This is a genomic window from Arthrobacter sp. 05L45_2 (assembly GCF_056397525.1).
Genome location: NZ_JBFTNO010000049.1, coordinates 1 through 23,177 on the forward strand (window position 1 = coordinate 1; position 23,177 = coordinate 23,177).

Consider the following 23,177-nt stretch of genomic DNA (forward strand, 5'->3'; position numbering starts at 1 on the left):
GGACAAGGCCGATCTGCACAGGATCCGGATGGAGGCGGCCCCGCTCCCCCGCCTGGACCTTGATAAGTACTCCGGCGTGATCGTCGGCGGCAGCCCCTTCACTTCCAGCGACCCCGCGGACGGGAAAAGCGCCGTCCAGCACCGGGTGGAGCGGGAACTAGCTGCTCTTCTGGACCGGATTGTGGCTGAGGACTTTCCCTTCCTGGGCGCCTGCTACGGCGTCGGCACCCTGGGCCTGCACCAGGGCGCTGTGATTGACCGGACATACGGCGAGGGGCTGGGCGGCGTCACCATCAGCCTGACGCAGGAGGGCCGGCAGGACCCGCTCCTGCGCGGCCTGCCGGAACAGTTCACGGCCTTCGTCGGCCACAAGGAAGCGTGCACCGTGCTGCCGCCCGGCGCCGTGCTGCTGGCAGGCTCCGCGGCGTGCCCTGTGCAGATGTTCCGGATCCGCGCCAACCTCTACGCCACCCAGTTCCACCCCGAACTCGACGCCGAGGGCCTGATCACCCGGATCGACATCTACCGGCACGCCGGCTACTTCCCGCGCGACTCGGCCGAGGACCTGATGGACGACGCCCGGCAGTTCAGCGCGACGGAGCCGATGAAGATCCTGCACAACTTCGCGGAGCGGTACGCCCGCTAGGGCCTTCGTGGAGCGGTACGCGCGCTAGGTAGTTAGTCCGGCGTGCCGGGCGCGCCGCCGTCGTACACCCGCACTGGTGTCCCGGCCCGTATCCCCGCGCCTGCCGCGACACGCAAATGCCCGGCGTGTTCAGCGAACACACCGGGCATTTTTCGCCAGCCAAGGCCGGAGCGTCAGGCTACGTTGTTCTCGTAGTCCAGGTCGCGGGTTTCCTTGCTTACGAACAGGGCGACCAGGGTCAGGACGGCCATAACGGTGAGGTAGACGCCCACCAGCACCGAACTGCCCTTGGCAGCTTCCCAGAGCCAGACGGCGATGAACGGTGCCACCGCAGCGCCCAGGATGCTGGAGAAGTTGTAGCTGATGGCCGAACCCGTGTAGCGGACGTTGGTCGGGAACAGTTCCGGCAGCAGCGCACCCATCGGTCCGAACGTCAGGCCCATCAGCGAGAAGCCGATGATCAGCAGGGCCATGGTGCCCACGAAGCCGCCGCTGAAGAGCGGAACGAACAGCAGGCCGAAGACGAAGATGCCGGCGGTGACCGCGATCAGCATCTTGCGTCGGCCGTACTTTTCAGCCAGCGGACCGGAGACGAGGGTGAAGATGCCGAAGAAGACGACGCCGGCAATCAGCATCCAGAGGAAGTCGTTGCGGGTGAACCCCAGGCCCGGGACGAAGGCGGCGGCTGCCGCATCGGTCATCGGCTTGCCGGCCTTCTCCGCGGCGGCCTTAGCGGCATCCAGGCTGGATGCGCGGGTGCCGTAGGTCAGGGTGAACGTGGTCATCAGGTAGAAGAGCACGTAGGTGGCCAGCATGATGAAGGTGCCCAGGATCAGCTGGCGCCAGCTGCTCTTGAAGACCCGGCCCAGGGGCAGCTTGGCGACCTCGTTGGACTCGATGACCTTGGTGAAGGCCGGGGTTTCGATCAGCTTCAGGCGGACGTACAGGCCGATGATGACCATCACGGCGCTGACCAGGAACGGCACACGCCAGCCCCAGGACTCGAAGGCCGCAGGGGTCAGTGTGTAGCTGAAGACCAGGAAGATCACGTTGGCGATGATGAAGCCGATGGGGGCGCCCAGCTGCGGGAACGTGCCGTAGATGGCGCGCTTGTTGGCCGGGGCGTTCTCGGTGGCGAGCAGGGCTGCGCCGCTCCATTCACCGCCGAGGGCCAGGCCCTGGGCGAAGCGCATGACCACCAGCAGGGCCGGGGCCCAGAAGGACCAGCCAGGGACGGTCGCCGTCGGAAGGCAGCCGATCAGGAAGGTGGCGATGCCCATGGTGAGCAGGGACGCCACGAGGGTGCCCTTGCGGCCGAACTTGTCACCAAAGTGGCCGAACACGATCGAGCCGAGCGGGCGGGCGATGAACGCGACGCCGAAGACGGCGAAGGAGCTCAGGAGCTGGGTGGTTTCGTTCTGGCCCGGGAAGAAGAGCTTCGGGAAGACCAGCACRGCGGCSGTSGCGTAGACGTAGAAGTCGTAGAACTCRAYSGWSGTGCCGATSAGGCTGGCGACGATCACGCGGCCGCGCGAGTTCACCTTCTTGGCAGGCGCCTGCTCCGTCGAAGTGGCAGTGGATGACATGTAGTGACGCTTTCATCGAGACCGGCTGGCGACCGCACAGGCTGCGCGGGGACGTCCGGCAAGGGAGTGGATATATGTCTGATAATAGTTCCCCCCGTCCAGTCAATGGACAAATGTTCCACTATTTGGACGCGGCGTGTCGTCCCGCGTCATGGACACCCCGACGGCGGCCTGCACTAACGCCTCACACCGTCACAAAAGCGCCGATAGCCAAACGTCACAGCACGTTAACAAAGCGCGAGCGTCCCGGAAACGCGGCCTCCCTAGTTTGGAGGGACACCTGAAGGAGGTCCCCGTGACTGTTGACCGCATTGCAGACGCCGCTACCGGTGTTTCCCCGAACCACAACGCCGGCCCCGACGGCGGCTCCGTACGCACCGCAGCCGGCGCCCCCGCACTGGAGTTCCGCCCGGGCCGCTGGATCGCCAACTGGGACGCCGAGAACAAAGCCCAGTGGGAGTCCGTGGGCCGCGGCATCGCACGCCGGAACCTGAACTGGTCCATCTTCGCCGAGTTCCTGGGCTTCGTGGTCTGGCAGCTCTGGTCCATTGTGGTGGTGCAGCTTCCCGCGGCCGGGTTCCGGTTCTCCACCAACGAGATCTTCTGGCTGATCTCCATGCCCAGCCTGGTGGGCGCCACCCTCCGGATCCCCTACACATTTATGGTCCCGCGCTTCGGCGGCCGGAACTGGACCATCGTCTCGGCCATGCTGCTGCTGGTCCCCTCGACCGGGCTGGCGCTGTGCGTCGCGAACCCCGGCACACCGTTCGGCGTGATGTTGCTGGTGGCCGCCCTGGCCGGGTTCGGCGGCGGCAACTTTGCCAGCTCGATGGCAAACATCACGTTCTTCTATCCGGCCCGCGAAAAAGGCTGGGCGCTGGGACTGAACGCCGCAGGCGGAAACCTGGGCGCCGCCGTCGCACAGCTCGCCGTGCCCGTGGCCATCACGGTCCTGGCCGCCGGGGCCGTGAACCTGCCGGTGGCCGGGCTGATGTGGATCCCGCTGATCCTGCTCGCCGCGTTCGGTGCATGGAAGTACATGGACAACCTGACCAGCGCCAAGGGTGACGTCGCGGGCTCACTGGCGGCGGTCAAGGAACCGCACCTGTGGGTCATGGCGCTGCTTTACATCGGCACCTTCGGTTCCTTCATTGGCTTCGCCGGAGTGTTCCCGAAGCTCATCAAGGACTACTTCCCGGCGTTCTCCACCTTCGGCGTCGGGACCGTGGCCCTGTCCCTGGCTTTCCTCGGCCCGCTGGTGGGATCGCTGGCCCGGCCCTACGGCGGCCGGATGGCGGACCGGCTCGGCGGGGCCCGGATGACCGTGACCGCGTTTGCGGCGATGGCGGTGATCACCCTGACCATGGTCTGGACCCTGCCGCTGGGCAACTTCTGGCTCTTCCTCGTCCTGTTCCTGGCCCTGTTCACCGCCAGCGGCTTCGGCAACGGCGCCACCTACCGGATGATCCCGGTGATCTTCGCCCTCCACAGCCGCGCCGCCCTGTCCGGGGCCAGCACGGTGGCCACACAGCGGCTGGCATCGTCGGCGCTGGGCCTGATCTCCGCGATCGGCGCCTACGGCGGATTTGTGATCCCGCAGGTCCTGAACGCCTCCAACACGGCCAGCGGATCCTACACACCGGCGTTCTACGGCTTCGTCGCCGCCTACGTGGTGATGCTGGCCGTCTGCTGGGCCTGCTACCTGCGCCCGGCCACCCGCCACGGGAAGGACCACGTCTAAATGGCCGACGGCGCCGCGACCCACTGCCCGTACTGCGCGCTCCAGTGCGCCATGACGCTGACCGTTCCGGCCGGAGCCGCCGGGGCTCTAACCCCCGGCGCGCCGGCGGACGCCCCGCCGTCGGACGCTCCACTGGAGGTCGCCGGACGGGACTTCCCCACCAACCGCGGCGGCCTCTGCCGCAAGGGCTGGACGTCGGCGTCGTTGCTGGGCCACGCCGGGCGCGTCACGGAGCCCCTCCTCAAGGGCCCCGACGGCGTGCACCGCCCGGTCAGCTGGGACGCGGCGCTGGAGCTCATCACGGCGGCCGTCACCCGCACCCGCGCCACGTACGGTCCGGACGCCGTCGGGGTGTTTGGCGGCGGCGGACTCACCAACGAGAAGGCGTACCAGCTGGGCAAGTTCGCCCGGCTGGCGCTCGGAACCTCCAGGATCGACTACAACGGCAGGTTCTGCATGTCCTYGGCGGCCGCGGCGGGGATGCGCGCCTTTGGCTTGGACCGGGGCCTGCCGTTCCCGCTGACGGACCTCGATACCGCCAGCACCATCCTGCTGCTGGGCTCGAACGTCGCCGAAACCATGCCGCCGTTCGTCCAGCACCTGCAGGGTGCCCGCGACGCCGGCGGCCTGATCGTCGTCGACCCCCGCCGGTCCGCGACCGCGGCCTTTACGGCCGACGGCGGCGGACTGCACCTGCAGCCGCTGCCGGGCACCGACCTCGCCCTGCTGCTGGGCCTCGCCCACGTGGTCATTCACGAGGGCCTCGCGGATGAGCTCTACGTCGCGTACCGGACCACCGGCTACGCGGCCCTGGCCCGCAGCGTCGCCCCGTTCTGGCCCGAGCGGGTGCAGACCCTGACCGGGATTCCGGCCGGGCTGCTGCGCGACACCGCCCGGCGGCTGGCCGACGGCGCGCGGCGGGGCGGCAGCTACATCCTCACCGGCCGCGGCGTGGAGCAGCACGTGGACGGCACGGACACCGCCACGGCCGCCATCAACCTTGCCCTGCTGCTGGGCCTGCCGGGCTCGGCGCGCAGCGGCTACGGCACCCTCACCGGGCAGGGCAACGGCCAGGGCGGCCGGGAGCACGGCCAGAAGGCGGACCAGCTTCCCGGCTACCGCAAAATCACCGACCCCGCTGTCCGCGCCCACGTGGCCGCAGTCTGGGGGGTGCCGGAGTCCGCCATTCCCGGCCCAGGACTCCCGGCCGTCCAGCTCCTGGCCTCGCTGGGACAGCCTGACGGCGTCCGCTGCCTCTTCGTGCACGGCGCCAACGTTGCGGTCTCCGCCCCGGACGCGAACGCGGTGATCGCAGGTCTGCGCAGTCTGGACTTCCTGGTGGTCTGCGACTTCTTCCTTTCCGAGACGGCCGCCGAGGCGAACCTGGTCCTGCCGGTGACCCAGTGGGCCGAGGAGGAAGGGACCCTGACCAACCTCGAGGGCCGGGTGCTGCGCCGCCGCCGGGCCATCGCTCCCCCGCCGGGCGTCCGCAGCGAGCTCTGGATCATGACCCGCGTCGCAGCGCTCCTGGAGGCGCCCTCAACGTTCAGCGAGGACCCGGAGACGGTGTTCGAGGAGCTCCGGCTCGCCTCGGCCGGCGGGCTGGCCGACTACTCCGGGATGGACTACGCCATGCTGGACCGCGGCGAGGAAGCCTACTGGCCCTATCCGGCCGGCAGTACGGGGACCCCCCGTCTCTTCCGGGACTCGTTCGCGCATCCGGACGGCCGGGCCGTGTTCACTCCGGTGGCGCCCCGCCGTCGCCCGTCATCTGCCGCGGAGTCAGGCACGTCGGGAGCGGCCGGGACGCCCATGACCCTGATCACCGGGCGGCTCCTGGAGCATTACCAGTCCGGCGCCCAGACCCGCCGCGTCCCGGCCCTGGCCGCCGCRCAGCCCGAGGCCCGGCTGCAGATCCATCCCGCCGCCGCCGCGGCCCAGGGCATCGCCGAGGGCGACGTCGTCGCCATAACCAATGGCCGCGGCGAAGTGCTCTGCCGGGCGGAACTGAGCACCACGATCCGGCCCGAAACGGTGTTCCTTCCCTTCCACTTCCCGGAGCTTGGAAGCGCCAACCGGCTCACCGAGGCGGCCACTGATCCCGTCTCCGGAATGCCTGAGTTCAAGACCAGCAACGTATGGGTACGGGCGGCCGCGGCTGGACTGCGCGCCGACGTGCCGCAGATGGAAGGTGCCCTGTGACGGAACGGATTGTGGTGGTGGGCTTCGGCCCGGTCGCGGCACGGCTGATCGACGAGCTGCTGCCGGCAGTGCGGGACGGATCCGTGGAACTGACTGTGGTCGGAGAGGAAACGGCGCCGGCCTACAACCGTGTCCTTGTGGCCGACCTCGGGGTGGGCCGGACCACGGCCGGCGCCCTGGCCCTCGCGGACGCGGCGGCCCTGGTTGCCGACGGTGTGGACGTCCGGCTCGGCGTCCGGGTCCGCCGGGTGGACCGGGCCCGGCAGCGGGTCGTGCTGAGCGATGGCACCTCCCCCGGGTACGAGCGCCTGGTTTTCGCCACCGGTTCCCGCCCYGTGATTCCCAATCTCACCGGGCTGAACCCGGACCCGACAGCCCCGGTGCTCCCCGCTGGCGTCACGGCGCTGCGGGACCTGGCCGACGCGGCAGCGCTGCAGGCCGCGGTGGCCGGCGGCAAGCGCGTGGTGGTGCTCGGCGGCGGAGTGCTCGGCCTGGAAACAGCGCTGGCCGCGGCCGAGGAGGGCGCCACCGTCACCGTGGTGCACAACGGCCCGCACCCCCTGGGCCGCAACATCGACCGCGGCGGCGGGGCCGTCCTTGCGGCGTCCCTGCGGAACTGCGGGGTGCGGGTGGCCGGCAACGCGCGCTCGGTTGCGGTGGAGACCGGGCMCGACGGCGGGTTCTCGGCGCTGCTGCTGGCCGACGGTTCCGCGATCGACGGCGACCTGCTGGTGCTCTCCTGCGGYGTCCGGCCGCGGACCGAACTCGCAGTCGGCTGCGGCCTGTCCACCGCTGCCGGCATCCTGGTGGACCACCGGCTGCGGGCGCACCACGAGCCGCACATCTTCGCGATCGGCGACTGCGCCGAAGTCCGCTGCCCCGACCCCGACTGCCTCCCCTGCCGGACCGCCCGGGGCCCGTCCGGCCTGGTGGGACCGGGCTGGCGGCAGGCCGAATGGCTCGCCGGGTACCTTACTGCCCTGGCCTCCGGCGCCACCGCCGAGGCGGAAACCCTGGCGCCGCTGCCGGCCGAAAGGCCGGGGGTGGTGCTCCTGAAAGCCCGCGGGCTGACCATGGCGGTGGCCGGCGACGTCGCCGCCGAGCCGTGGGACGRGGACGCTTTGACGGCCGGCGCCGTGACCGGCCGGCCCCGGCTGCAGGTAGCCCAGTGGTCCGATCCCGAGCACGGCCGGTACGTCAAGATGACCACCCGCGCCGGGGTGCTGGAGGGCCTGGTGGCAGTGGGCATGCCGCGCACTGCGGCCGAGCTGGTGCAGTTGTTCGAACGCGGAGCGGAACTCCCCGCGGACCGGTCGCTGTTGCTGCGCCTGGACGGGCCGGACCAGGAAACGGCTGCCACGGCCGACCCGGAACGGACCGTGTGCCGGTGCGCCGGGGTGAGCGGCGCGGCCATTGCCGGCGCGGTGACCGGCGGGTGTGGGACGGTGGCCGAGGTCTCCGCGTCCACCCGCGCCGGGACCGGCTGCGGCGGCTGCCATGGGGACATCAAGGGGATTATCGAGAAGCACTTCCAGGGCGCACCCGCCTAGGCGGGCGAACTCGCCTAGGAAGGGCCCGGGCGGAAGTGGTGCCGGCTAGAACGGGTTCAGCAGCCGGTCCACGAACTRCCGGGTGCGTTCCTCGCGCGGGTCGCGGAGCACCGTGTCCGGGTGGCCGCGTTCCACCACAACGCCGCCGTCCATAAAGATGACCTCGTCGGCCACCTCACGGGCGAACGCGAGCTCATGGGTGACCACCACCATGGTCCAGCCCTCGTCCGCGAGTTCCTTGATGACCGTCAGGACGTCGCCCACGAGCTCCGGGTCCAGCGCCGACGTCGGCTCGTCAAAAAGCAGAAGCTGCGGCCGGAGGGCCAGTGCGCGGACGATGCCGACGCGCTGCTGCTGGCCGCCGGAGAGTTCAAAGGGGTAGCTCTTTTCCTTGTCGGCGAGCCCCACCCGGGCCAGCAGCTCGCGCGCCTCCTGGGCGGCCTCGGCTTTGGGCCGCTTCTGCACCTGGACCGGGCCCTCGATGACGTTCTCCAGGACGGTTTTGTGCGGGAACAGGTTGTAGTGCTGGAACACCATCGCGCTGCGGTCCCGCATGGCCGCCAGCTGCTTCTTGGACACGGCCGCGGAAAAGTCCACGGTGAGGTCACCGGTAAACGCGACCACGCCGCCGTCGGGCACTTCGAGTCCGTTCAGGCACCGTAGGACCGTCGTCTTGCCCGAGCCCGAGGGCCCGATCAGGGTGACCACCTCGCCCCGGCGCACGGTGACGTCGATGGATTTGAGGACCTCGTGGTCGCCGAAGGCCTTGCGGAGTCCGCGGACTGAAAGCAGCGGCGCGGAGTCCGGGAGACCGGCGTCGGGCTGGCCGGATTCAGTGGGCGACATAGCGGTCCAATCTCTTCTCGAGGACGGACTGTCCGCCGGCGAGGACCAGGCAGATGATCCAGTAAATGACGGCCGCTTCCAGGTACAACAGCATAAATTCCTGGCTGAAGGCGGCCACCTGCTGGGCCTGGCGGAACAGCTCGGTTACCAGGATCAGCGATGCCAGGGAGGTGTCCTTGACCAGGCTGATGAACGTGTTGGACAGGGGCGGGACCGAGACCCGCGCGGCCTGCGGGAGGATGATCCGGATCAACGACTGGCGCCGGGACATGCCGATGGTGTGCCCGGCCTCCCACTGGCCCTTCGGGACAGACAGGATGGCGGCCCGGATGACCTCGGCCGCGTAACCGCCCACGTTCAGGGAGAAGGCGATGATCGCGCTGGGCCACGGGTTGATGGTGACCCCGATGGACGGCAGCCCGTAGAAAATCACGAACAGCTGCACCAGCAGTGGCGTCCCGCGGATCACCGAGATGTAGACCCGGGCGATCGCGGACAGGACCGGGTTCCGGCTGAGYCGCATCAGGGCGACCATGAGGGCCAACAGCAGCCCCAACGCGAAGGAGGACAGCGCCACGGGGATGGTGCCGGTGATGGCGCCGGAGAGGATGGGGCCCAGGGAGCCCCAGACGAGGTCCCAGTTCACCGTCATGGCGTTGCGCTGCGTTCTTCGGCGGTCTCCATCGGGTTACTTGGAGATGTCGGCGTCGAAGTACTTCTGCGAGATCTTCTTGAGGGTGCCGTCGGCCTGGAGTTCGGTGAGGGCCTTGTCGACGGCGGCGGACAGGCTGGTTGATCCCTTGCGGAAGGCGAAGGCGCTGAGCGACTTGTCGGTGGTTTCGGCGGCGATCTTGATGCTGTCGTCGTGTGCCGTCTTCTGCTGGTCAAGGTAGGTGAGCTTGTCGTTGATGGTGGCGTCCACCCGGCCCTGCTTCAGCAGCGTGATCGCCTGGGCCCAGCCCTCGACGGACTGCACGTTGGCACCGCTCTTCTGGGCCAGCTTGTACCAGTTGCTGGTCAGCGACTGCGCCGTGGTCTTGCCCTTGAGGCTGTCGAACGAGGTGATGTCGGAGTTGTCGGACTTCGTGACGATCACACCCGTGCTCACGGTGTACGGGGTGGAGAATTCGTACTTCGCCTTGCGCTCATCAGTGATGGACACCTGGTTGGCGACGACGTCGAACCGCTTGGCTTCGAGGCCGGCGAAGATGGCGTCGAACTGGGTCTCCTGGAACGACGGCTTCACGCCGAGCTTGCCGGCGACGGCGGTGATGACCTCGACGTCGTAGCCGGTCAGTTCGCCATTGCCGTTGGCGTGGAAAGAGAACGGCTTGTAGGTGCCCTCGGTGCCGACGCGGAGAACGCCGGCGCTCTTGACGTCGCTCAGGGAGGTGTCCGGACCGCCGGCCGGCGCCGAGCTGGCGGGGGTGGTGGACGCCGACCCGCACCCGGCCAGGGCCAGTCCTGCAGCTGCAATCAGGCCGATGACGGAAAGTCGTGTGCGCTTCATGATGGTCCTTCGTCCAGGCGCCCTTACCGGCTCGCCAGCTTAGCCGCAGGGCGGCATTCCTACCTGCGACGATAGCAAGTTCGCCCGTCGATGGAAGACCCTGAATGACGGCATGTGACGCGCGGGCGTGAGACGGAGTTGACGGGGGCCGGGATTCCCGCGTTACCCGCGCGAACGCCCTCCGTCGGGAGGACCTGCTGGCCGATGCCCCGCCGGAGTGAGGGTGCTGGCAACCACGGCGAGGGCGATCTTGGGGCTTTGCAAAGCGCCCAACTCGGCTAGGCCGAAACCCTGTCAAGCACATCTCAAGTAGATGCTCCAGGCCGAGGTCTGACGTCGTAAGTAGCTCGTGCGTGTCGGGTCAAAGGGCACCATCTCCCTCTAATACATTCAATGTATGTATCCGATGGATGGCAGCGCCCCTGACAACTTCTCCGGAGTCGACTATGCGGCTCTCGTGAGCGCCGCTCAGATATACGACGAGCGGAAGCTTGAGGGCCAAGTGGCCAAGGTCGTTGAGGACTTCTTTGAGTCGCGTGGGGTGCCAACCCGCCGCTGCCTCATTGGCGGTTTGGGCGCCGCCGCGGGCGGCCCATGGATGGATGTGTACCTGTGGGTTCAAGAAAATTGGGAAGCCTTGCAGAAGATCGCGTCCGCTGCGATTGGCTTCGCCCTAGGAGTCACCGCCAAGTGGAGGGCGGTCAGGAAGAAGCTCGACAACAAAGTTCTCGACCGACACGTACCTACGGTCGTTCTTGAACTCGGCGCTCGCACGAAAGGCACGGGCCCAGGTTTGGATGGGGAGGCCTCGCGATCCTTCAACAGCCTCTTGAGGCTGGTGCCTGCTCTTGACGAGTCCCTTCGCACTCAGTTTCCCAGCCAGAAGTTCTCCGTGCGCGTTCTTGGCGCTTCGGAGCAGAACGCGGGTCGTGACGCGCTTTTCAAAGCCGGGGGCATAACCGACTCGGACGTTGCTAGGGTTCTGCGCTACTTCGGGAAAATAGAGCGCCAGCCCGATACGGGCACCGTCCTGCTCTATCGACAGTTTGGTTTCATTACTCGGCTGCGGCGTGCGCGAGGCCTCTCCGAGAGCACGAGTCTCATGATGGGAACCAATCCTTGATGGGCCAAGAATCCTTGCACATCCCGGCTCATTATCGGGCTCACTAAAGGAGGTAGTAGGCTCTGCTGGAATCTGACCGAAGGCAGTCGAGCCTGTTCGGCAGGCTGATTAGGCAGGTATTTGGGGATGCTTCGAAGGGCCGACAATGTCACCTACTCGCTGGAGCGAGTCAACTTCCTGACCGGGCGGGGGCGGGCCGTGCTTGCAATTGGTAGGAGCGTCTATGAACTAGGCAAGTGGACCCGTGAAGAATTTGCCGAGCGTCTAGACTTCCAACGGAGACGCCCGCTGAGGATCACCACCATAGGCGGTAGACGCTATTGGATGTTCGCGAACCGGATGTACTGGGAAAATGACGGGCTTACTGCTGACGAAGTACACGCCCTGGCGGTAACTCGACAGCAGCGTTCCAGGCAAACTATCGACCGGGCCCAAGCCACTGTCGCCATGGGGGCCACGCCACGGAGTTCCTCAGTTCGGCGGGCTATTCCCGATGATCTGAAGCAGTACATCTGGACTCGCGATGAGGGTCGATGCCGGTCCTGCGGATCAACAACCGAGCTGCAGTACGACCACATCATTCCGCTCAAGATGGGCGGGAGTAGTAACGCTGAGAATCTCCAGGTACTTTGTGGGCCATGCAACCGTTCAAAGTCTGCTGGGCTTACTACCCGTCGGTGACAGGGACGCCCAGGAGGCGACGCCCTTCAAAGGACAATGTACTCGGCGATCCGGGCGGTCTGGCCCTCCACCGTTCCGTACGGAATGTATACGTTGGCCATGCCCCACTGTCTTCGCGGCCCATGGCGGGGTGCTAGGGCCGAATGTCACGGCCCCGGGCCGCACCGCAACTACATGTGGACGTGCAGGCGCCGGGCGGCCTCGGAGATGGAGCCGCTCAGTGACGGGTACACGGTGAAGGTGCTGGCGACGTCGTCGACGTGCAGCTTCTGCGTGACGGCCAGCGAGATCGCGAAGATCAATTCGGAGGCGTTCGGGCCCACCACAACGCCGCCGATCACTGTTCCGGAGCCCTTCCGGGCGAAGATCTTGATGAAGCCGTCCTTGTGGTTGCGCATCTTGGCGCGGGCGTTGCTCTTCAGCGACAGCTTGACCACGGTGCCCTGGTACTTGCCGGAATCGATCTCGGCTTCAGAGACACCCACGTTGGCGATTTCGGGCGAGGTGAAGATGTTCGACGCCACCTGGTGCAGCTTCAGCGGGGTGACACTGTCGCCCAGGAAGTGCGCGATCGCGATCCGTCCCTGCATGGCCGCGACCGAAGCCAGGGCCAGCACGCCCGTGCAGTCGCCGGCAGCGTAGATGTTCGGGGCTGTGGTGCGGGAGACGCCGTCGACCTTGATATGGCCGCTCTCGGTCAGCGCCACGCCGGCTTCCTCGAGGCCGATGCCCGCGGTGTTCGGGATGGAACCGACGGCAACCAGGCAGTGACTGCCGGTGACCTTGGAGCCGTCGCCGAGGGTGACCACAACGCCGTCGTCCGTGCGCTCCACGGTCTCGGCGCGGGCCCGGGACAGCACCTTCACGCCGCGGCGTTCGAAAACGCCCTCGAGGACCTCGGCGGCGTCCGTGTCCGAGCCGGGCAGCACCCGGTCACGGGAGGAAATCAGGGTGACTTTGGAGCCCAGGCCGTTGTAGGCGGAGGCGAACTCGGCGCCGGTAACGCCGGAGCCCACCACGATCAGTTCCTCGGGAAGCTCGTCCAGGTTGTAGATYTGCGCCCAGTTCAGGATGCGCTCACCGTCGGGGCGGGCCGTGGGCAGCTCGCGCGGGTGGGCGCCGACGGCGAGGAGGACGGCGTCGGCTTCGATCGTCTCGGTACCGTCGGCGGTGAGGACCTCGATGGTGTGGCTGTCCAGCATCCGGCCGGAGCCCAGCAGGATGCGCACACCCTGGCCCTCCAGGCCCTTCTGGATGTCGGAGGACTGCTGCCGGGCCAGGCCGAGGAGGCGGTCGTTGATGTGTTTCAGGTCCGCCCGCATCGTCGGGGTGCAGTCTCCGCCGTCGAGGTCGAACTTGACGCCCAGCTCCCCTGCCTCGCCAACGCGGGTCATGAGGTCCGCCGTCGCGATCAGGGTTTTGGAGGGCACAACGTCGGTCAGCACGGCGGATCCGCCGAGTCCCGCGCGCTCAATGATGGTGACCTGCGCTCCCAGGGAGGCGGCAACGCTGGCGGCTTCATAGCCGCCAGGACCTCCGCCGAGAATTGCGATACGGGGTGCGTTGAAATCGGGATGCGTAGTCACAATCATCCATTCTCCATCATCCGAACCGGCGCCACCAATAAAGGTGCTGGGCAGCGCGGGACCGGCACGGTAGCTTGTACCAGTGAGTAATACAGAATTCCTGAACACGGACCCCTTCGACGCCGCCCGCGCGGCCGCGGACTACATTGCCTCGGAGACCGGCGTTGACAGCCACGACGTAGCACTGGTGCTCGGCTCGGGCTGGGGCGACGCCGCCGAACTGATCGGCGAGACCACCGCCACCCTGTCCGCGGACGAGGTCCCCGGCTTCTCCTCCCCCTCCGTAGTGGGCCACGTGGGCACCATCCGCTCGGTGCTGACCCGCGAAGGCAAGCGCGCCCTCGTCCTGGGCGCCCGCACGCACTACTACGAGGGCAAGGGGGTCCGCGCGGTGGTGCACGGCGTGCGCACCGCAGCGGCTGCCGGCTGCAAGACCCTGGTCCTGACCAACGGCTGCGGCGGCCTGAATGAGGACTGGGCGCCCGGCACCCCCGTGCTGATCAGCGACCACATCAACCTCACCGCCACGTCACCGCTCGAGGGCGCCACGTTCGTGGACCTCACCGACCTCTACTCCTCGCGGATACGCGGACTGGCCCGCGAGGTGGACCCCAGCCTGGACGAGGGCATCTACGCCCAGTTCACCGGCCCGCACTACGAAACCCCCGCCGAGGTGCAGTACGCCAAGCGGATCGGGGCCTCGCTGGTGGGTATGTCCACCGCCCTTGAAGCCATCGCGGGCCGCCACGCCGGTATGGAGGTCTTCGGCATCTCCCTGGTGACCAACCTCGCGGCCGGCATCAGCCCGGTGCCGCTGAGCCACGCGGAGGTCCTCGAGGCCGGCCAGGCCGCCGGCCCGCGGATCTCCAAGCTGCTCGCGGAGATCATCGCCAAGCTCTAGGACACGTCAGCCGGGGGCTGCCGTTCGGGGGCTCCTAATCAGGGGCCCCTGTTCGGGGGCTCCTGTCCGGCGGTTCCTGTCCGGGGGTCAGCCGGCGGCGAGGTGCCGCACAGCCTTGTCCCGGTCCCCGGGCAGCCGGCGGTCCATGGAATCGGCGATCCCGGCGATGGTCTGCCGGGCCAGGGCCTGCCGCCACGCCAGCTCCGCCTGCCGCATGGTCTGCGAGATCAGGCACGTCCGCATAAAATTCTCCTGCCTGTCTGCTTCCGGCGCATCACCCAGGATCGCCTCACAGCGGAACGCCGGCTCCTGGCCCTCGAGCGCCAGGACCACATCCAGCACCGTGATGTTCTCGGGTCTGCGCGCCAGGTGGAATCCGCCGCGCGGGCCGGAGACCGAGGTCAGGATCCCGGCGCGCACCAGGGCCTGGAGCTGCTTGTTCAGATACGCTGCAGGAAGTTTGTAGTAGGCGGCCAGCCGGGCGCTGTTCACGGCCTCCCCGGGCGGAGTCCAGGACATGTTGACGCACGAGTGCACGGCCCATTCCACCCCACGGCCCATTTTCATATTCCAGACGTTACGTGTCCGGAAAATTGGGTGTCAATGACCCGAACCCCCGCCGCCGAACTCCTGCGCGGATCCTTCGCCGGCCCTGCGCCGCGCCGCCCGGGAATCGCTCCGGCGGGGCCAGTGTGATGGAACTGTGAGGCGGGACCGCGCTTGTCGGCGCGCGCCCGCCCCGGGTTTGGCGCTAGTTTGGTACCCATGACGTCTTCCGATGCCGCATTGACCCAACTCCTCAGCGACGCCCGGGCCTGGGCTGCCCAGGATCCGGATCCCGCCACCGCGGCCGCCCTGGCCGAGCTGGTCCGCCTCGCCGACGAGGGGACGGCCGGGGCCCGGCAGGAACTTGCGGACAGCTTCAGCGGCACGCTCCAGTTCGGCACCGCCGGCCTGCGCGCGGCCCTCGGACCGGGACCGAACCGGATGAACCGCGTGGTGGTGCGCCGCGCCGCCGCCGGGCTCGCCGCCTTCCTGGCCGACGCCGTCGCGAAAGCCGCCCCCGGAACCACACCACGCGCCGTCGTCGGCTACGACGCCCGCTACAACTCGGACATCTTCGCCGAGGAAACCGCCGCGATCTTCACGGCCGCCGGGATCGACACGTTCCTGATGCCCGCGGCACTGCCCACTCCCCTGCTCGCCTACGCGGTCCGCGCCCTGGACTGCGACGGCGGCGTTATGGTCACGGCCAGCCACAACCCGCCGCAGGACAACGGCTACAAGGTCTACCTCGGCCGGCACGCCGTGGAGGAAAGCGGACGCGGCGCCCAGATCGTGGCGCCCTACGACRCCCTGATCGCCGCCCGCATCGACGCCGTCGGTGAACTGGACTCGATCACCCTCGCCGGGCAGGGCTGGACGGTCCTCGACCCGTCCATCGCCGACGACTACCAGGCCGCCGTCGCCGCCCTGGCCCTCCCGGAGCCGTTCCCGGCCCGCGACCTCAAAATTGTCCTGACCCCCATGCACGGGGTGGGGGGCGAAACCGCGGTCGCCGTGCTTAATGCCGCCGGCTTCGCCGATGTCACGCTGGTCGCCGAGCAGGCAGACCCGGACCCCGACTTCCCCACTTCAAGTGGATTGCCCGCGTGCCGGGGCTGCTCTACGGCTACGAGGAAGCGCTGGGTTACTGCGTGGCGCCCTCATTGGTGCGGGACAAGGACGGCATTTCGGCCGCCGTCCTCATCGCCGAACTCGCCGCAGCCGCGAAGGCCGAGGGCAAGACCATCTTCGACACCCTGGACGAGCTCTACCTGGTGCACGGCCTGCACGCGAGCGACCAGCTCAGCATCCGGGTSGCSGACCTGGGCYTGCTGGACGCCATGATGAACCGGCTGCGCGTGAGCCCGCCGGAATCGTTCGGCGGATCCGCCGTCGAGACCGCCGCGGACCTGGCCGAGGGCAGCGAACAGCTGCCGCCCACCGACGGACTGCTCTACCTGACCAGGGACCGCACCCGCGTCATCATCCGCCCGAGCGGCACCGAACCCAAACTCAAGTGCTACCTCGAGGTGATCCGCAGCGTCGGTTCCGCCGCGGAGCTGCCGGAGGCCCGGCTCGAGGCCCGGGCCGCCCTGGACGGGGTCCTGGCCGACGTCCGCGAGGCGCTGGGGCTCTAGAGCTCCACCTCGACGTACCCGTCCGCGATCCGGGCGGGAAACGTGCCAAGCCGCAGTTCCGGGTTGCCGAGGCACTCCCCCGTCGCGAGGTCGTAAACCTCCTTATGCAGCGGTGAGGCCAGCGTCGGGCGGGCGCCGCGGGACCCGGTGATTCCGCGGGCCATCACGTGCGCACCGGTGGCCGGGTCGGCCTGCTCGACGGCGAAAACCTCACCGGCGGCGGTGCGGATCAGGGCCACTTGGCGTCCGGCGATCAGCGCCGCCTCACCCCAGCCGGGCTCGAGGTCCTCGACGGAACAAACGCGGTGCCAGGCCGTCCCGCCGTCGCCCGCGATGCGCTCCACAAAACTGCGGGCAGCGCTTTCCAGTACGGCTGTCATCTGATGCCCCTCTCAAAGGTCCCGGCCACGGCTGCGGCCATGCCTCCACGCTAGGACCGCGGTGTTTCAACGGCGTGCGGCCAATGTGTCCGGCCGGTAAAAGAGACCTCACGCCGCCGGAAATGTATCCGTGATGCAGAAGTTAAGATGACGAAACAAAAGGGAAACTGACGCGAAACTGCGGCTCCCTAGGCTGAACGGACCAGCTGATGGACCCGCTGAACTCACCTGCAGATCAGCACAGCTGGCTTTGAACCGTTGCAGCGCACCGCCTGCGGCCCAACGAAAGGCCACCCGTGACCGGACAGACCGCCAGCCCCGAGAACGAAAGCCCCCGGGCTTCCCGGCAGACCCCCCGCCGCGTCGTCGTCGCCGGCGGCGGCCCCGCCGCGCACCGCTTCGCCGACGCCATGCATGCCCGCGGACTCGACGGCTGGCACGTCACGGTCCTCACCGAGGAAACGCACCTCCCCTACGACCGGGTGGCGCTCAGCAAGGCACTCACGGACTCCACAGTGGACCTCACGCTCGGCAGCGCCTCGATGTGGGACCACGACGCACTGGAGCTGCGCAGCGGCGAGCGCGTCACCGGCATCAACACCACCGCCCGCACCGTGGAAACCGCCGCCGGCACGGTGTACCCGTATGACGAGCTGGTGGTCGCCACCGGCTCGGATGCCGCCCGCCTGCCCATCCCGGGCGCCGAACACACCCACGTCTACCGCACGCTGGAGGACGTCTGGGCCATCAACCAGGCAATCGCCGGCCTCACTGCCAAGCTCGGCCGCAAAGTCAACGCGGTCACCATCGGCGGCGGCCTCCTGGGACTCGAATCGGCGGCCGGCACCGAACAGCTCGGCGCCACCCCGATTGTCATCAACGGCTCCCCGTGGCTGATGAACACCCAGCTGGACGAGGGCGCCGGCCAGGCGCTCGGCCGCCTCATCGAGGCCAAGGGCTTCACCGTCCACGGCGGGGTGTTCCCCTCCGAGGTCCTCKCCGACGACGACGGCCAGGTCACCGGCGTCCTGATGGCCGACGGCCGGATCATCGACGCGGACATCGTGATCGTGGCGATCGGCGTCAAGCCGCGCGACGAGCTGTTCCGCGCCCCCGAAGGCACCGCCGGGCAGTTCCAGCTCGGCCCCCGCGGCGGGGTGGTGATCGCCGAGGACTGCTCCACCGAGGTTCCCGGCATCTGGGCAATCGGTGAGGTCGCCAACTTCGGCGGGATGTGCCTGGGCCTCGTGGCCCCGGCCAACACCATGGCCGAGATCGTGGCGGACCGGCTGCACGGCGGCGACGCGACCTTCCCCGGCTTCGACACCGCCACCAAGCTCAAGCTCTCCGGCGTCGACGTCGCCAGCTTCGGCGACGCGTTCGCCCGGACCGAGCACGCCCTCGAAATCGTCTACGCCGACCCCGCCCGCGGCGTTTACCAGAAGATCGTCACCACGGACGACGCCAAAACCCTCCTCGGCGGCATCTTCGTCGGCGACGCAGGGCCCTACACGTCCCTGCGCCCCATGCTGGGCCGCGAACTGGCCGCCGAACCGGGCGCGTACCTCACCGCGGCCGGCGGCGGAAACGCCCCGGAAACCGAACTGCCGGACGACGCCATCCTGTGCTCCTGCAACAACGTGGCCGCCGGAACCATCCGGGACACCGTCAACGGCTGCGGGAGCTGCGACGGCAACGCCCCGGTCCGGGAACTCGGCGAACTGAAAGGCTGCACCCGCGCCGGCACCAGCTGCGGTYCCTGCGTGCCGATGCTCAAGAAGCTGCTGGAGACCGAGCTGACCAAATCCGGCGTCGAGGTCTCCAAGGCACTCTGCGAACACATTGAACTGTCCCGCCAGGAACTCTTCGAGACCATCCGCGTCCTGGAACTAACCTCCTTCGAGGAGATCATGGCCAAGTACGGCACCGGGGCCGGCTGCGACATCTGCAAACCGACCATCGCCAACATCCTGGCCAGCCAGAACAGCGCCTACGTCCTGGACGCCGGCCGCGGCACCCTGCAGGACACCAACGACCGCGCCCTGGCCAACATGCAAAAGGACGGCACCTACTCGGTGGTCCCGCGGATCGCCGGCGGCGAGATCACCCCGAAGAAACTCGGAGTGATCGCGGCGGTGGCCGAGGAATACGGCCTCTACACCAAGATCACCGGCGGCCAGCGGATCGACATGTTCGGCGCCCGGCTGGAGCAGCTGCCCGAAATCTGGAAGGTGCTGGTGGACGCCGGCTTCGAATCGGGCCAGGCCTACGGCAAGAGCCTGCGCACCGTAAAGTCCTGCGTCGGTTCCACCTGGTGCCGTTTCGGCGTCCAGGACTCGGTGGCCATGGCCATCCGGCTGGAGCTGCGCTACCGCGGCCTCCGCAGCCCGCACAAGCTGAAGATGGGCGTCTCCGGCTGCGCCCGCGAATGCGCGGAGGCCCGCGGCAAGGACGTGGGCGTGATCGCCACCGCCGACGGCTGGAACCTGTACGTGGGCGGCAACGGCGGAGCCACCCCGGCGCACGCCCAGCTGCTGGCCAAGGACCTCGACGACGAGACCCTGATCAAGTACATCGACCGCTACTTTATGTACTACATCCGCACCGCCGACCGCCTGCAGCGCACCGCACGCTGGCAGGAAGAGCTCGACGGCGGGATCAGGCACGTCGAGGACGTGGTGGTACACGACACCCTCGGCATCGCCGAGGACCTTGAGGCCGCCATGGCCAACCACGTGGACACCTACGTCGACGAATGGGCCGACACCCTCAAGGACCCCGAGCGCCTGCGCCGGTTCCGGTCCTTCGTCAACGCCCCGGACCAGAAGGACGACTCCATCACCTTCGTCCCCGACGAACGCGGCCAGATGCGCCCCGCCACGGCCGCGGAAAAGGCACAGCAGCCGGTCCTGATCGGGGCCTCCATTCCCGTCCGCAGCGCCTCCGCGGACCTGCCCGACGAGAACGAGGTATAACCATGCAGCTCAGCATCGACCCCGCCGGACGCGACGTGCTTGTCACCGGCTCCGACGACGCCGCCCGGCAGGCCGTGCGCCGGTACGCCGCGGCCGGCGCGGTGGTCCACCGCCAGCGCACCCCGGAGGGCACGGTCCTCGACGGACCGCCGCCCGCACGCCCGTTCCTGGTCGCCGCCGTCGACGACGGCCGGCCCGGCTGGGAGCCCGTCCTGGACCGGTACCGCGCCGCCGGCGTCCCGGTCGCCGCCGAGTCGGCAGCCGGCCCGGCAGGACACGTCACGCTGGTGGGCGGCGGACCCGGCACCGCCGAGCTGCTGACCGTCGCCGCGGTCGACGCGCTGCGGGACGCCGACGTGGTCTTCTACGACCGGCTGGCCCCCTACCAGGAACTGGCGTCCCTGACCTCCGCGGAACTTGTGGACGTGGGCAAGAAGCCCGGCCACCACAAAGTCAGCCAGGCCGACATTGAAAAGCTCATGGTGGACAGTGCGCTGGCCGGCCACAACGTGGTCCGGCTCAAGGGCGGGGACCCGTACGTGTTCGGCCGCGGCGGCGAGGAGGTCGCGTCCTGCGTGGCCGCCGGGGTTCCGGTCCGTGTGGTGTCGGGGGTGACCAGCGCCATCTCGGTGCCGGCCGCCGCCGGGATCCCGGTCACGCACCGCGAGGTCAGCCACATGTTCACAGTGGTTTCCGGCCACGCCCCGCTGACCGGGGACGAACTGCAGCACCTGGCCGGACTGGGCGGCACCATTGTGGTCCTGATGGGCATCGGCACCCTGCACCACCTCGCAGCGGGCCTCCGGCGAGCAGGGATGCGCGCCGATATGCCCATGGCCGTCGTCGAACGCGGTTACCGGCCCGGGCAGCGCACCACCATCGCCGAACTGGGCACCATCACTGCGGCGGCCGCGGGCTGCAGCAACCCCGCGGTCCTGGTCATCGGCGAGGTCGTAAAGGTGGCCGAGGCCAACCGGAGCTGCGCCGAAGCGGACCTGGGCCGGCTCGCCGCGTCCCTGGTGGGGGCGTGAGCGCCGTGGGTGCGCTGGACGCCCTGGTCGACACCGCAGAGGCACCCGCCGGAAAGGCCGAACTGCCGCTGCAGGGATTCCGGATCGGGGTCACCTCGCACCGCCGCTCCCAGGACCTGATCGAGGCCCTGGAACGGCGCGGCGCGGAGGTCCTGCACGCCCCGGCGCTGAAGATCGCCCCGGTCCAGGAGGACCTCCGGCTGATCGAGGACACCCGCGCCATCATCGAGGCCCGGCCGGAGCTCTGCATCGCCACCACCGCCTACGGCATGCGCCGCTGGTGCGAGGCGGCGGACACCTTCGGCATCGGCGAGCAGCTGCTGGAGACTCTCTCCGCGACCCGGATGTTTGTCCGCGGGCCGAAAGCGCGGGGCGCCGTGCGTGCCGCCGGGCTCGCCGACGTCGGGATCAGCAGCGACGAGACCACGGCCACGCTCGTGGACATGCTGCTGGCCGAGGGGGTGCGCGGCAAGACCGTCGCCGTGCAGCTGCACGGCTACACCGATGTCCGCCAGCTGGAACGCCTCCGGATGTCCGGCGCGCACGTTATGACGGTCACCCCGTACCGCTGGGTCAAACCCGACGGCGCCGACCGGCTGCCGAAGCTGATCGAGGCGGCCTGCAGCGGCAACCTGGACGTGCTGACCTTCACCAGCGCCCCCGCCGTGGACGCGCTGTGGAGCACCGCGCACGAGATGGGCCTCTACAAGCAGCTGGTGGAAAGCCTCAAGTCCACTGTGGCCACCGCCGTCGTCGGCCCCATCACCGCCCAGCCGCTGGTCGACGCCGGCGTGCAGCCGCTCATCCCGGAACGGTTCCGGATGGGTGCCCTCATCCGGCTGGTCAGCGAACATCTGGCCCTGAACCACGTGCGGCGCCTGGACACCAGCAGCGGGGCGGTGGAGCTGCGTGGCCGTTCCCTCCGGATCGACGGCGAGGCCGTGGAACTCGCCCCGGCGCCGCTGCTCCTGCTGCGTGCCCTCCTCGGCGCCGGCGGGGCCGTCCTGTCCCGCGAGGCCCTCTCGGACCTGCTGGAACTGCGCGGGTCCGTCCATGCGCTGGATATGACAGTCAGCCGGCTCAGGTCCTCCCTGCCGGACGGCAGCCTGGTGGAAACAGTGGTGAAACGCGGGTACCGGATCCGCGTGTGACCCACGGCATTACCAGCTGGTAACAACTGGCGAACGGCCGGGCTAAATACTGCAACAGCCCGGTAACCTGCGCGAAAAAACAGCCTCCTACGCTGGGGAACATCAAGAACACGGGCCACAACCAGCGGCCCGCCAGCGAAAGGGCCAGCACATGTCCGTTACCGAAGCCACCGCCACGCCGTCCGCCACTTCCCAGACCCGGCCGCGGATCGTGATCGCCGGCGCCGGGCCCGCGGCGCAGGCACTGGTCCGCCAGCTCACCCGCACACCGTTCGCCGGCGGCATCACGGTTCTCAGCAACCGGGACGACGCCCCTGAAGAACTGCTGGAACTGGCCGCGCTGCCCCAGGTTTCGGTCCGCTTCGGCCAGCCGGCCAGTTTCATCGACGCCGCGGCGCAGCGCGTCACAACGGCGGACGGCATGGAATTCGGCTACGACCAGCTGGTGATCGCAACCGGGTCCGCGCCCGCCCAGGCCCCGATCGAAGGTGAGGGCCGCTGCCTGAGCTACTCCACCATCGATGACGCGACCCGGCTGGGCGACGCCGTCAAGGATGTCACCCGGGTCCTCGGCCGGCGGCCGCTAGGGATCCTGGTGGGGACCGGAACGGCCGCGGGCCAGGCCGAGGCGGTGCTCAGGGCCCGCGGGGTGCGGCCCGTCCGCACCACCCTCCGGCCCTCCGCCGTCGTTCCCACCCTCGCCGGGTCCGCGCTGCCGGCCGCCGGCATCGTGTTCGAGGACGGCTCCAGCATGAGCGCGGACCTGGTGGTCCTCGCCGAGGAGCGCGTTTCGCGCGACGGCCTTGCCCGCACCGCCGGCCTGGCCACCGCGGCCCAGGGCGGGATCGTGGTTGGCAAGGACTTCAGTACCTCCGTGCCCGGGATCTGGGCGATCGGCGACGCCGCGGCGTACGACGGCGTCCGGCTGGGACTGCTGGTGGCCGCCGCTTCCGCGGCCGGGGCCTGCGCCGCCGGCCTGCTCCAGGCAGGCCTGTCCGCGCCCCTGGTCCAGGCCGCCTAGTGCCGACGCGGGCCGCGGCTGTTATGGCAAGATGGTGCACTGAGAAGCCACGACACACGMCGTG

At 68.9% G+C, this 23,177-nt stretch carries 18 protein-coding genes and 1 pseudogene; 12 read left to right on the forward strand and 7 right to left on the reverse strand.

Going from position 1 to position 23,177, the window contains the following annotated elements; translation table 11 throughout:
* A partial coding sequence (locus tag AC1DHD_RS05980) for a glutamine amidotransferase (RefSeq protein ID WP_476878831.1) occupies positions 1-646 on the forward strand: 646 nt, incomplete at its 5' end.
* 173 nt (positions 647-819) lie between these two features.
* Here AC1DHD_RS05980 and AC1DHD_RS05985 read toward each other — a convergent pair.
* Positions 820-2,232 (reverse strand): MFS transporter, encoded by a 1,413-nt coding sequence (locus AC1DHD_RS05985; protein ID WP_476878832.1) that lies wholly within the window; start codon positions 2,230-2,232, stop codon positions 820-822.
* A gap of 295 nt (positions 2,233-2,527) precedes the next feature.
* Here AC1DHD_RS05985 and AC1DHD_RS05990 point away from each other — a divergent pair, with 295 nt between their 5' ends.
* From AC1DHD_RS05990 to AC1DHD_RS06000, 3 genes are read left to right on the forward strand one after another with little or no spacing between them, the layout of a single operon-like run.
* A complete protein-coding gene (locus tag AC1DHD_RS05990; RefSeq protein ID WP_476878833.1) occupies positions 2,528-3,973 on the forward strand; it encodes an MFS transporter in 1,446 nt (481 codons plus the stop codon).
* Complete coding sequence (locus AC1DHD_RS05995) at positions 3,974-6,175, forward strand: molybdopterin oxidoreductase family protein (protein WP_476878834.1); 2,202 nt, start codon at positions 3,974-3,976, stop codon at positions 6,173-6,175.
* Positions 6,172-7,725, forward strand: coding sequence for an FAD-dependent oxidoreductase (locus tag AC1DHD_RS06000; protein ID WP_476878835.1), 1,554 nt, complete (start codon positions 6,172-6,174; stop codon positions 7,723-7,725). Before AC1DHD_RS05995 ends, AC1DHD_RS06000 begins: the two co-directional genes overlap by 4 nt.
* 45 nt (positions 7,726-7,770) lie before the next feature.
* Here the strand turns inward: AC1DHD_RS06000 and AC1DHD_RS06005 are convergent, their stop codons facing one another.
* From AC1DHD_RS06005 to AC1DHD_RS06015, 3 genes are read right to left on the reverse strand one after another with little or no spacing between them, the layout of a single operon-like run.
* On the reverse strand, positions 7,771-8,571 hold the full coding sequence (locus AC1DHD_RS06005; protein WP_476878836.1) for an amino acid ABC transporter ATP-binding protein: 801 nt from the start codon (positions 8,569-8,571) through the stop codon (positions 7,771-7,773).
* Positions 8,558-9,223: an amino acid ABC transporter permease gene (locus tag AC1DHD_RS06010; protein ID WP_476878837.1), complete on the reverse strand. Its 666-nt coding sequence runs from the start codon at positions 9,221-9,223 to the stop codon at positions 8,558-8,560. The genes AC1DHD_RS06005 and AC1DHD_RS06010 overlap by 14 nt, the downstream gene beginning before the upstream one ends.
* Before the next feature lie 36 nt (positions 9,224-9,259).
* Positions 9,260-10,081 (reverse strand): amino acid ABC transporter substrate-binding protein, encoded by an 822-nt coding sequence (locus AC1DHD_RS06015; protein WP_476878838.1) that lies wholly within the window; start codon positions 10,079-10,081, stop codon positions 9,260-9,262.
* A gap of 397 nt (positions 10,082-10,478) precedes the next feature.
* Between AC1DHD_RS06015 and AC1DHD_RS06020 the strand changes: the two genes are divergently transcribed.
* Positions 10,479-11,204 (forward strand): hypothetical protein, encoded by a 726-nt coding sequence (locus AC1DHD_RS06020; protein ID WP_476878839.1) that lies wholly within the window; start codon positions 10,479-10,481, stop codon positions 11,202-11,204.
* Between the two features lie 447 nt (positions 11,205-11,651).
* Positions 11,652-11,885 (forward strand): HNH endonuclease, encoded by a 234-nt coding sequence (locus AC1DHD_RS06025; protein ID WP_476878859.1) that lies wholly within the window; start codon positions 11,652-11,654, stop codon positions 11,883-11,885.
* Between the two features lie 170 nt (positions 11,886-12,055).
* Here the strand turns inward: AC1DHD_RS06025 and AC1DHD_RS06030 are convergent, their stop codons facing one another.
* Entirely contained in the window at positions 12,056-13,471 is a 1,416-nt protein-coding gene (locus AC1DHD_RS06030; RefSeq protein ID WP_476878840.1) for an NAD(P)H-quinone dehydrogenase, read from the reverse strand.
* An 82-nt stretch (positions 13,472-13,553) separates the two neighbouring features.
* Between AC1DHD_RS06030 and AC1DHD_RS06035 the strand changes: the two genes are divergently transcribed.
* Complete coding sequence (locus tag AC1DHD_RS06035; protein WP_476878841.1) at positions 13,554-14,372, forward strand: purine-nucleoside phosphorylase; 819 nt, start codon at positions 13,554-13,556, stop codon at positions 14,370-14,372.
* Between the two features lie 87 nt (positions 14,373-14,459).
* Here the strand turns inward: AC1DHD_RS06035 and AC1DHD_RS06040 are convergent, their stop codons facing one another.
* Entirely contained in the window at positions 14,460-14,933 is a 474-nt protein-coding gene (locus AC1DHD_RS06040; RefSeq protein ID WP_476878842.1) for an RrF2 family transcriptional regulator, read from the reverse strand.
* A gap of 204 nt (positions 14,934-15,137) precedes the next feature.
* Here AC1DHD_RS06040 and AC1DHD_RS06045 point away from each other — a divergent pair.
* Positions 15,138-16,555, forward strand: a pseudogene (locus AC1DHD_RS06045) (phosphohexomutase domain-containing protein).
* Here AC1DHD_RS06045 and nirD read toward each other — a convergent pair.
* Entirely contained in the window at positions 16,552-16,935 is a 384-nt protein-coding gene (gene nirD / locus AC1DHD_RS06050; protein WP_476878843.1) for a nitrite reductase small subunit NirD, read from the reverse strand. The pseudogene AC1DHD_RS06045 and the gene nirD overlap by 4 nt on opposite strands.
* 296 nt (positions 16,936-17,231) lie before the next feature.
* Between nirD and nirB the strand changes: the two genes are divergently transcribed.
* The 4 genes from nirB to AC1DHD_RS06070 all read left to right on the forward strand — a co-directional run bounded on the left by nirB (position 17,232) and on the right by AC1DHD_RS06070 (position 23,113).
* Positions 17,232-19,910 (forward strand): nitrite reductase large subunit NirB, encoded by a 2,679-nt coding sequence (gene nirB, locus AC1DHD_RS06055; RefSeq protein ID WP_476878844.1) that lies wholly within the window; start codon positions 17,232-17,234, stop codon positions 19,908-19,910.
* A gap of 2 nt (positions 19,911-19,912) precedes the next feature.
* Positions 19,913-20,941: a uroporphyrinogen-III C-methyltransferase gene (gene cobA, locus AC1DHD_RS06060; protein WP_476878845.1), complete on the forward strand. Its 1,029-nt coding sequence runs from the start codon at positions 19,913-19,915 to the stop codon at positions 20,939-20,941.
* A complete protein-coding gene (locus AC1DHD_RS06065) occupies positions 20,938-22,092 on the forward strand; it encodes a uroporphyrinogen-III synthase (protein WP_476878846.1) in 1,155 nt (384 codons plus the stop codon). Before cobA ends, AC1DHD_RS06065 begins: the two co-directional genes overlap by 4 nt.
* A 151-nt stretch (positions 22,093-22,243) precedes the next feature.
* Complete coding sequence (locus AC1DHD_RS06070; RefSeq protein ID WP_476878847.1) at positions 22,244-23,113, forward strand: FAD-dependent oxidoreductase; 870 nt, start codon at positions 22,244-22,246, stop codon at positions 23,111-23,113.
* Positions 23,114-23,177: the final 64 nt, after the last annotated feature.

Bases quoted from the DNA above. Each gene is read 5' to 3' on its own strand.
- nirD (WP_476878843.1), bottom strand. From the start codon at position 16,935: ATGACAGCCGTACTGGAAAGCGCTGCCCGCAGTTTTGTGGAGCGCATC.
- AC1DHD_RS06015 (WP_476878838.1), bottom strand. From the start codon at position 10,081: ATGAAGCGCACACGACTTTCCGTCATCGGCCTGATTGCAGCTGCAGGA.
- cobA (WP_476878845.1), top strand. From the start codon at position 19,913: ATGCAGCTCAGCATCGACCCCGCCGGACGCGACGTGCTTGTCACCGGC.
- AC1DHD_RS06020 (WP_476878839.1), top strand. From the start codon at position 10,479: ATGTATCCGATGGATGGCAGCGCCCCTGACAACTTCTCCGGAGTCGAC.
- AC1DHD_RS06025 (WP_476878859.1), top strand. From the start codon at position 11,652: ATGGGGGCCACGCCACGGAGTTCCTCAGTTCGGCGGGCTATTCCCGAT.
- AC1DHD_RS06070 (WP_476878847.1), top strand. From the start codon at position 22,244: ATGTCCGTTACCGAAGCCACCGCCACGCCGTCCGCCACTTCCCAGACC.
- AC1DHD_RS06040 (WP_476878842.1), bottom strand. From the start codon at position 14,933: ATGGGCCGTGGGGTGGAATGGGCCGTGCACTCGTGCGTCAACATGTCC.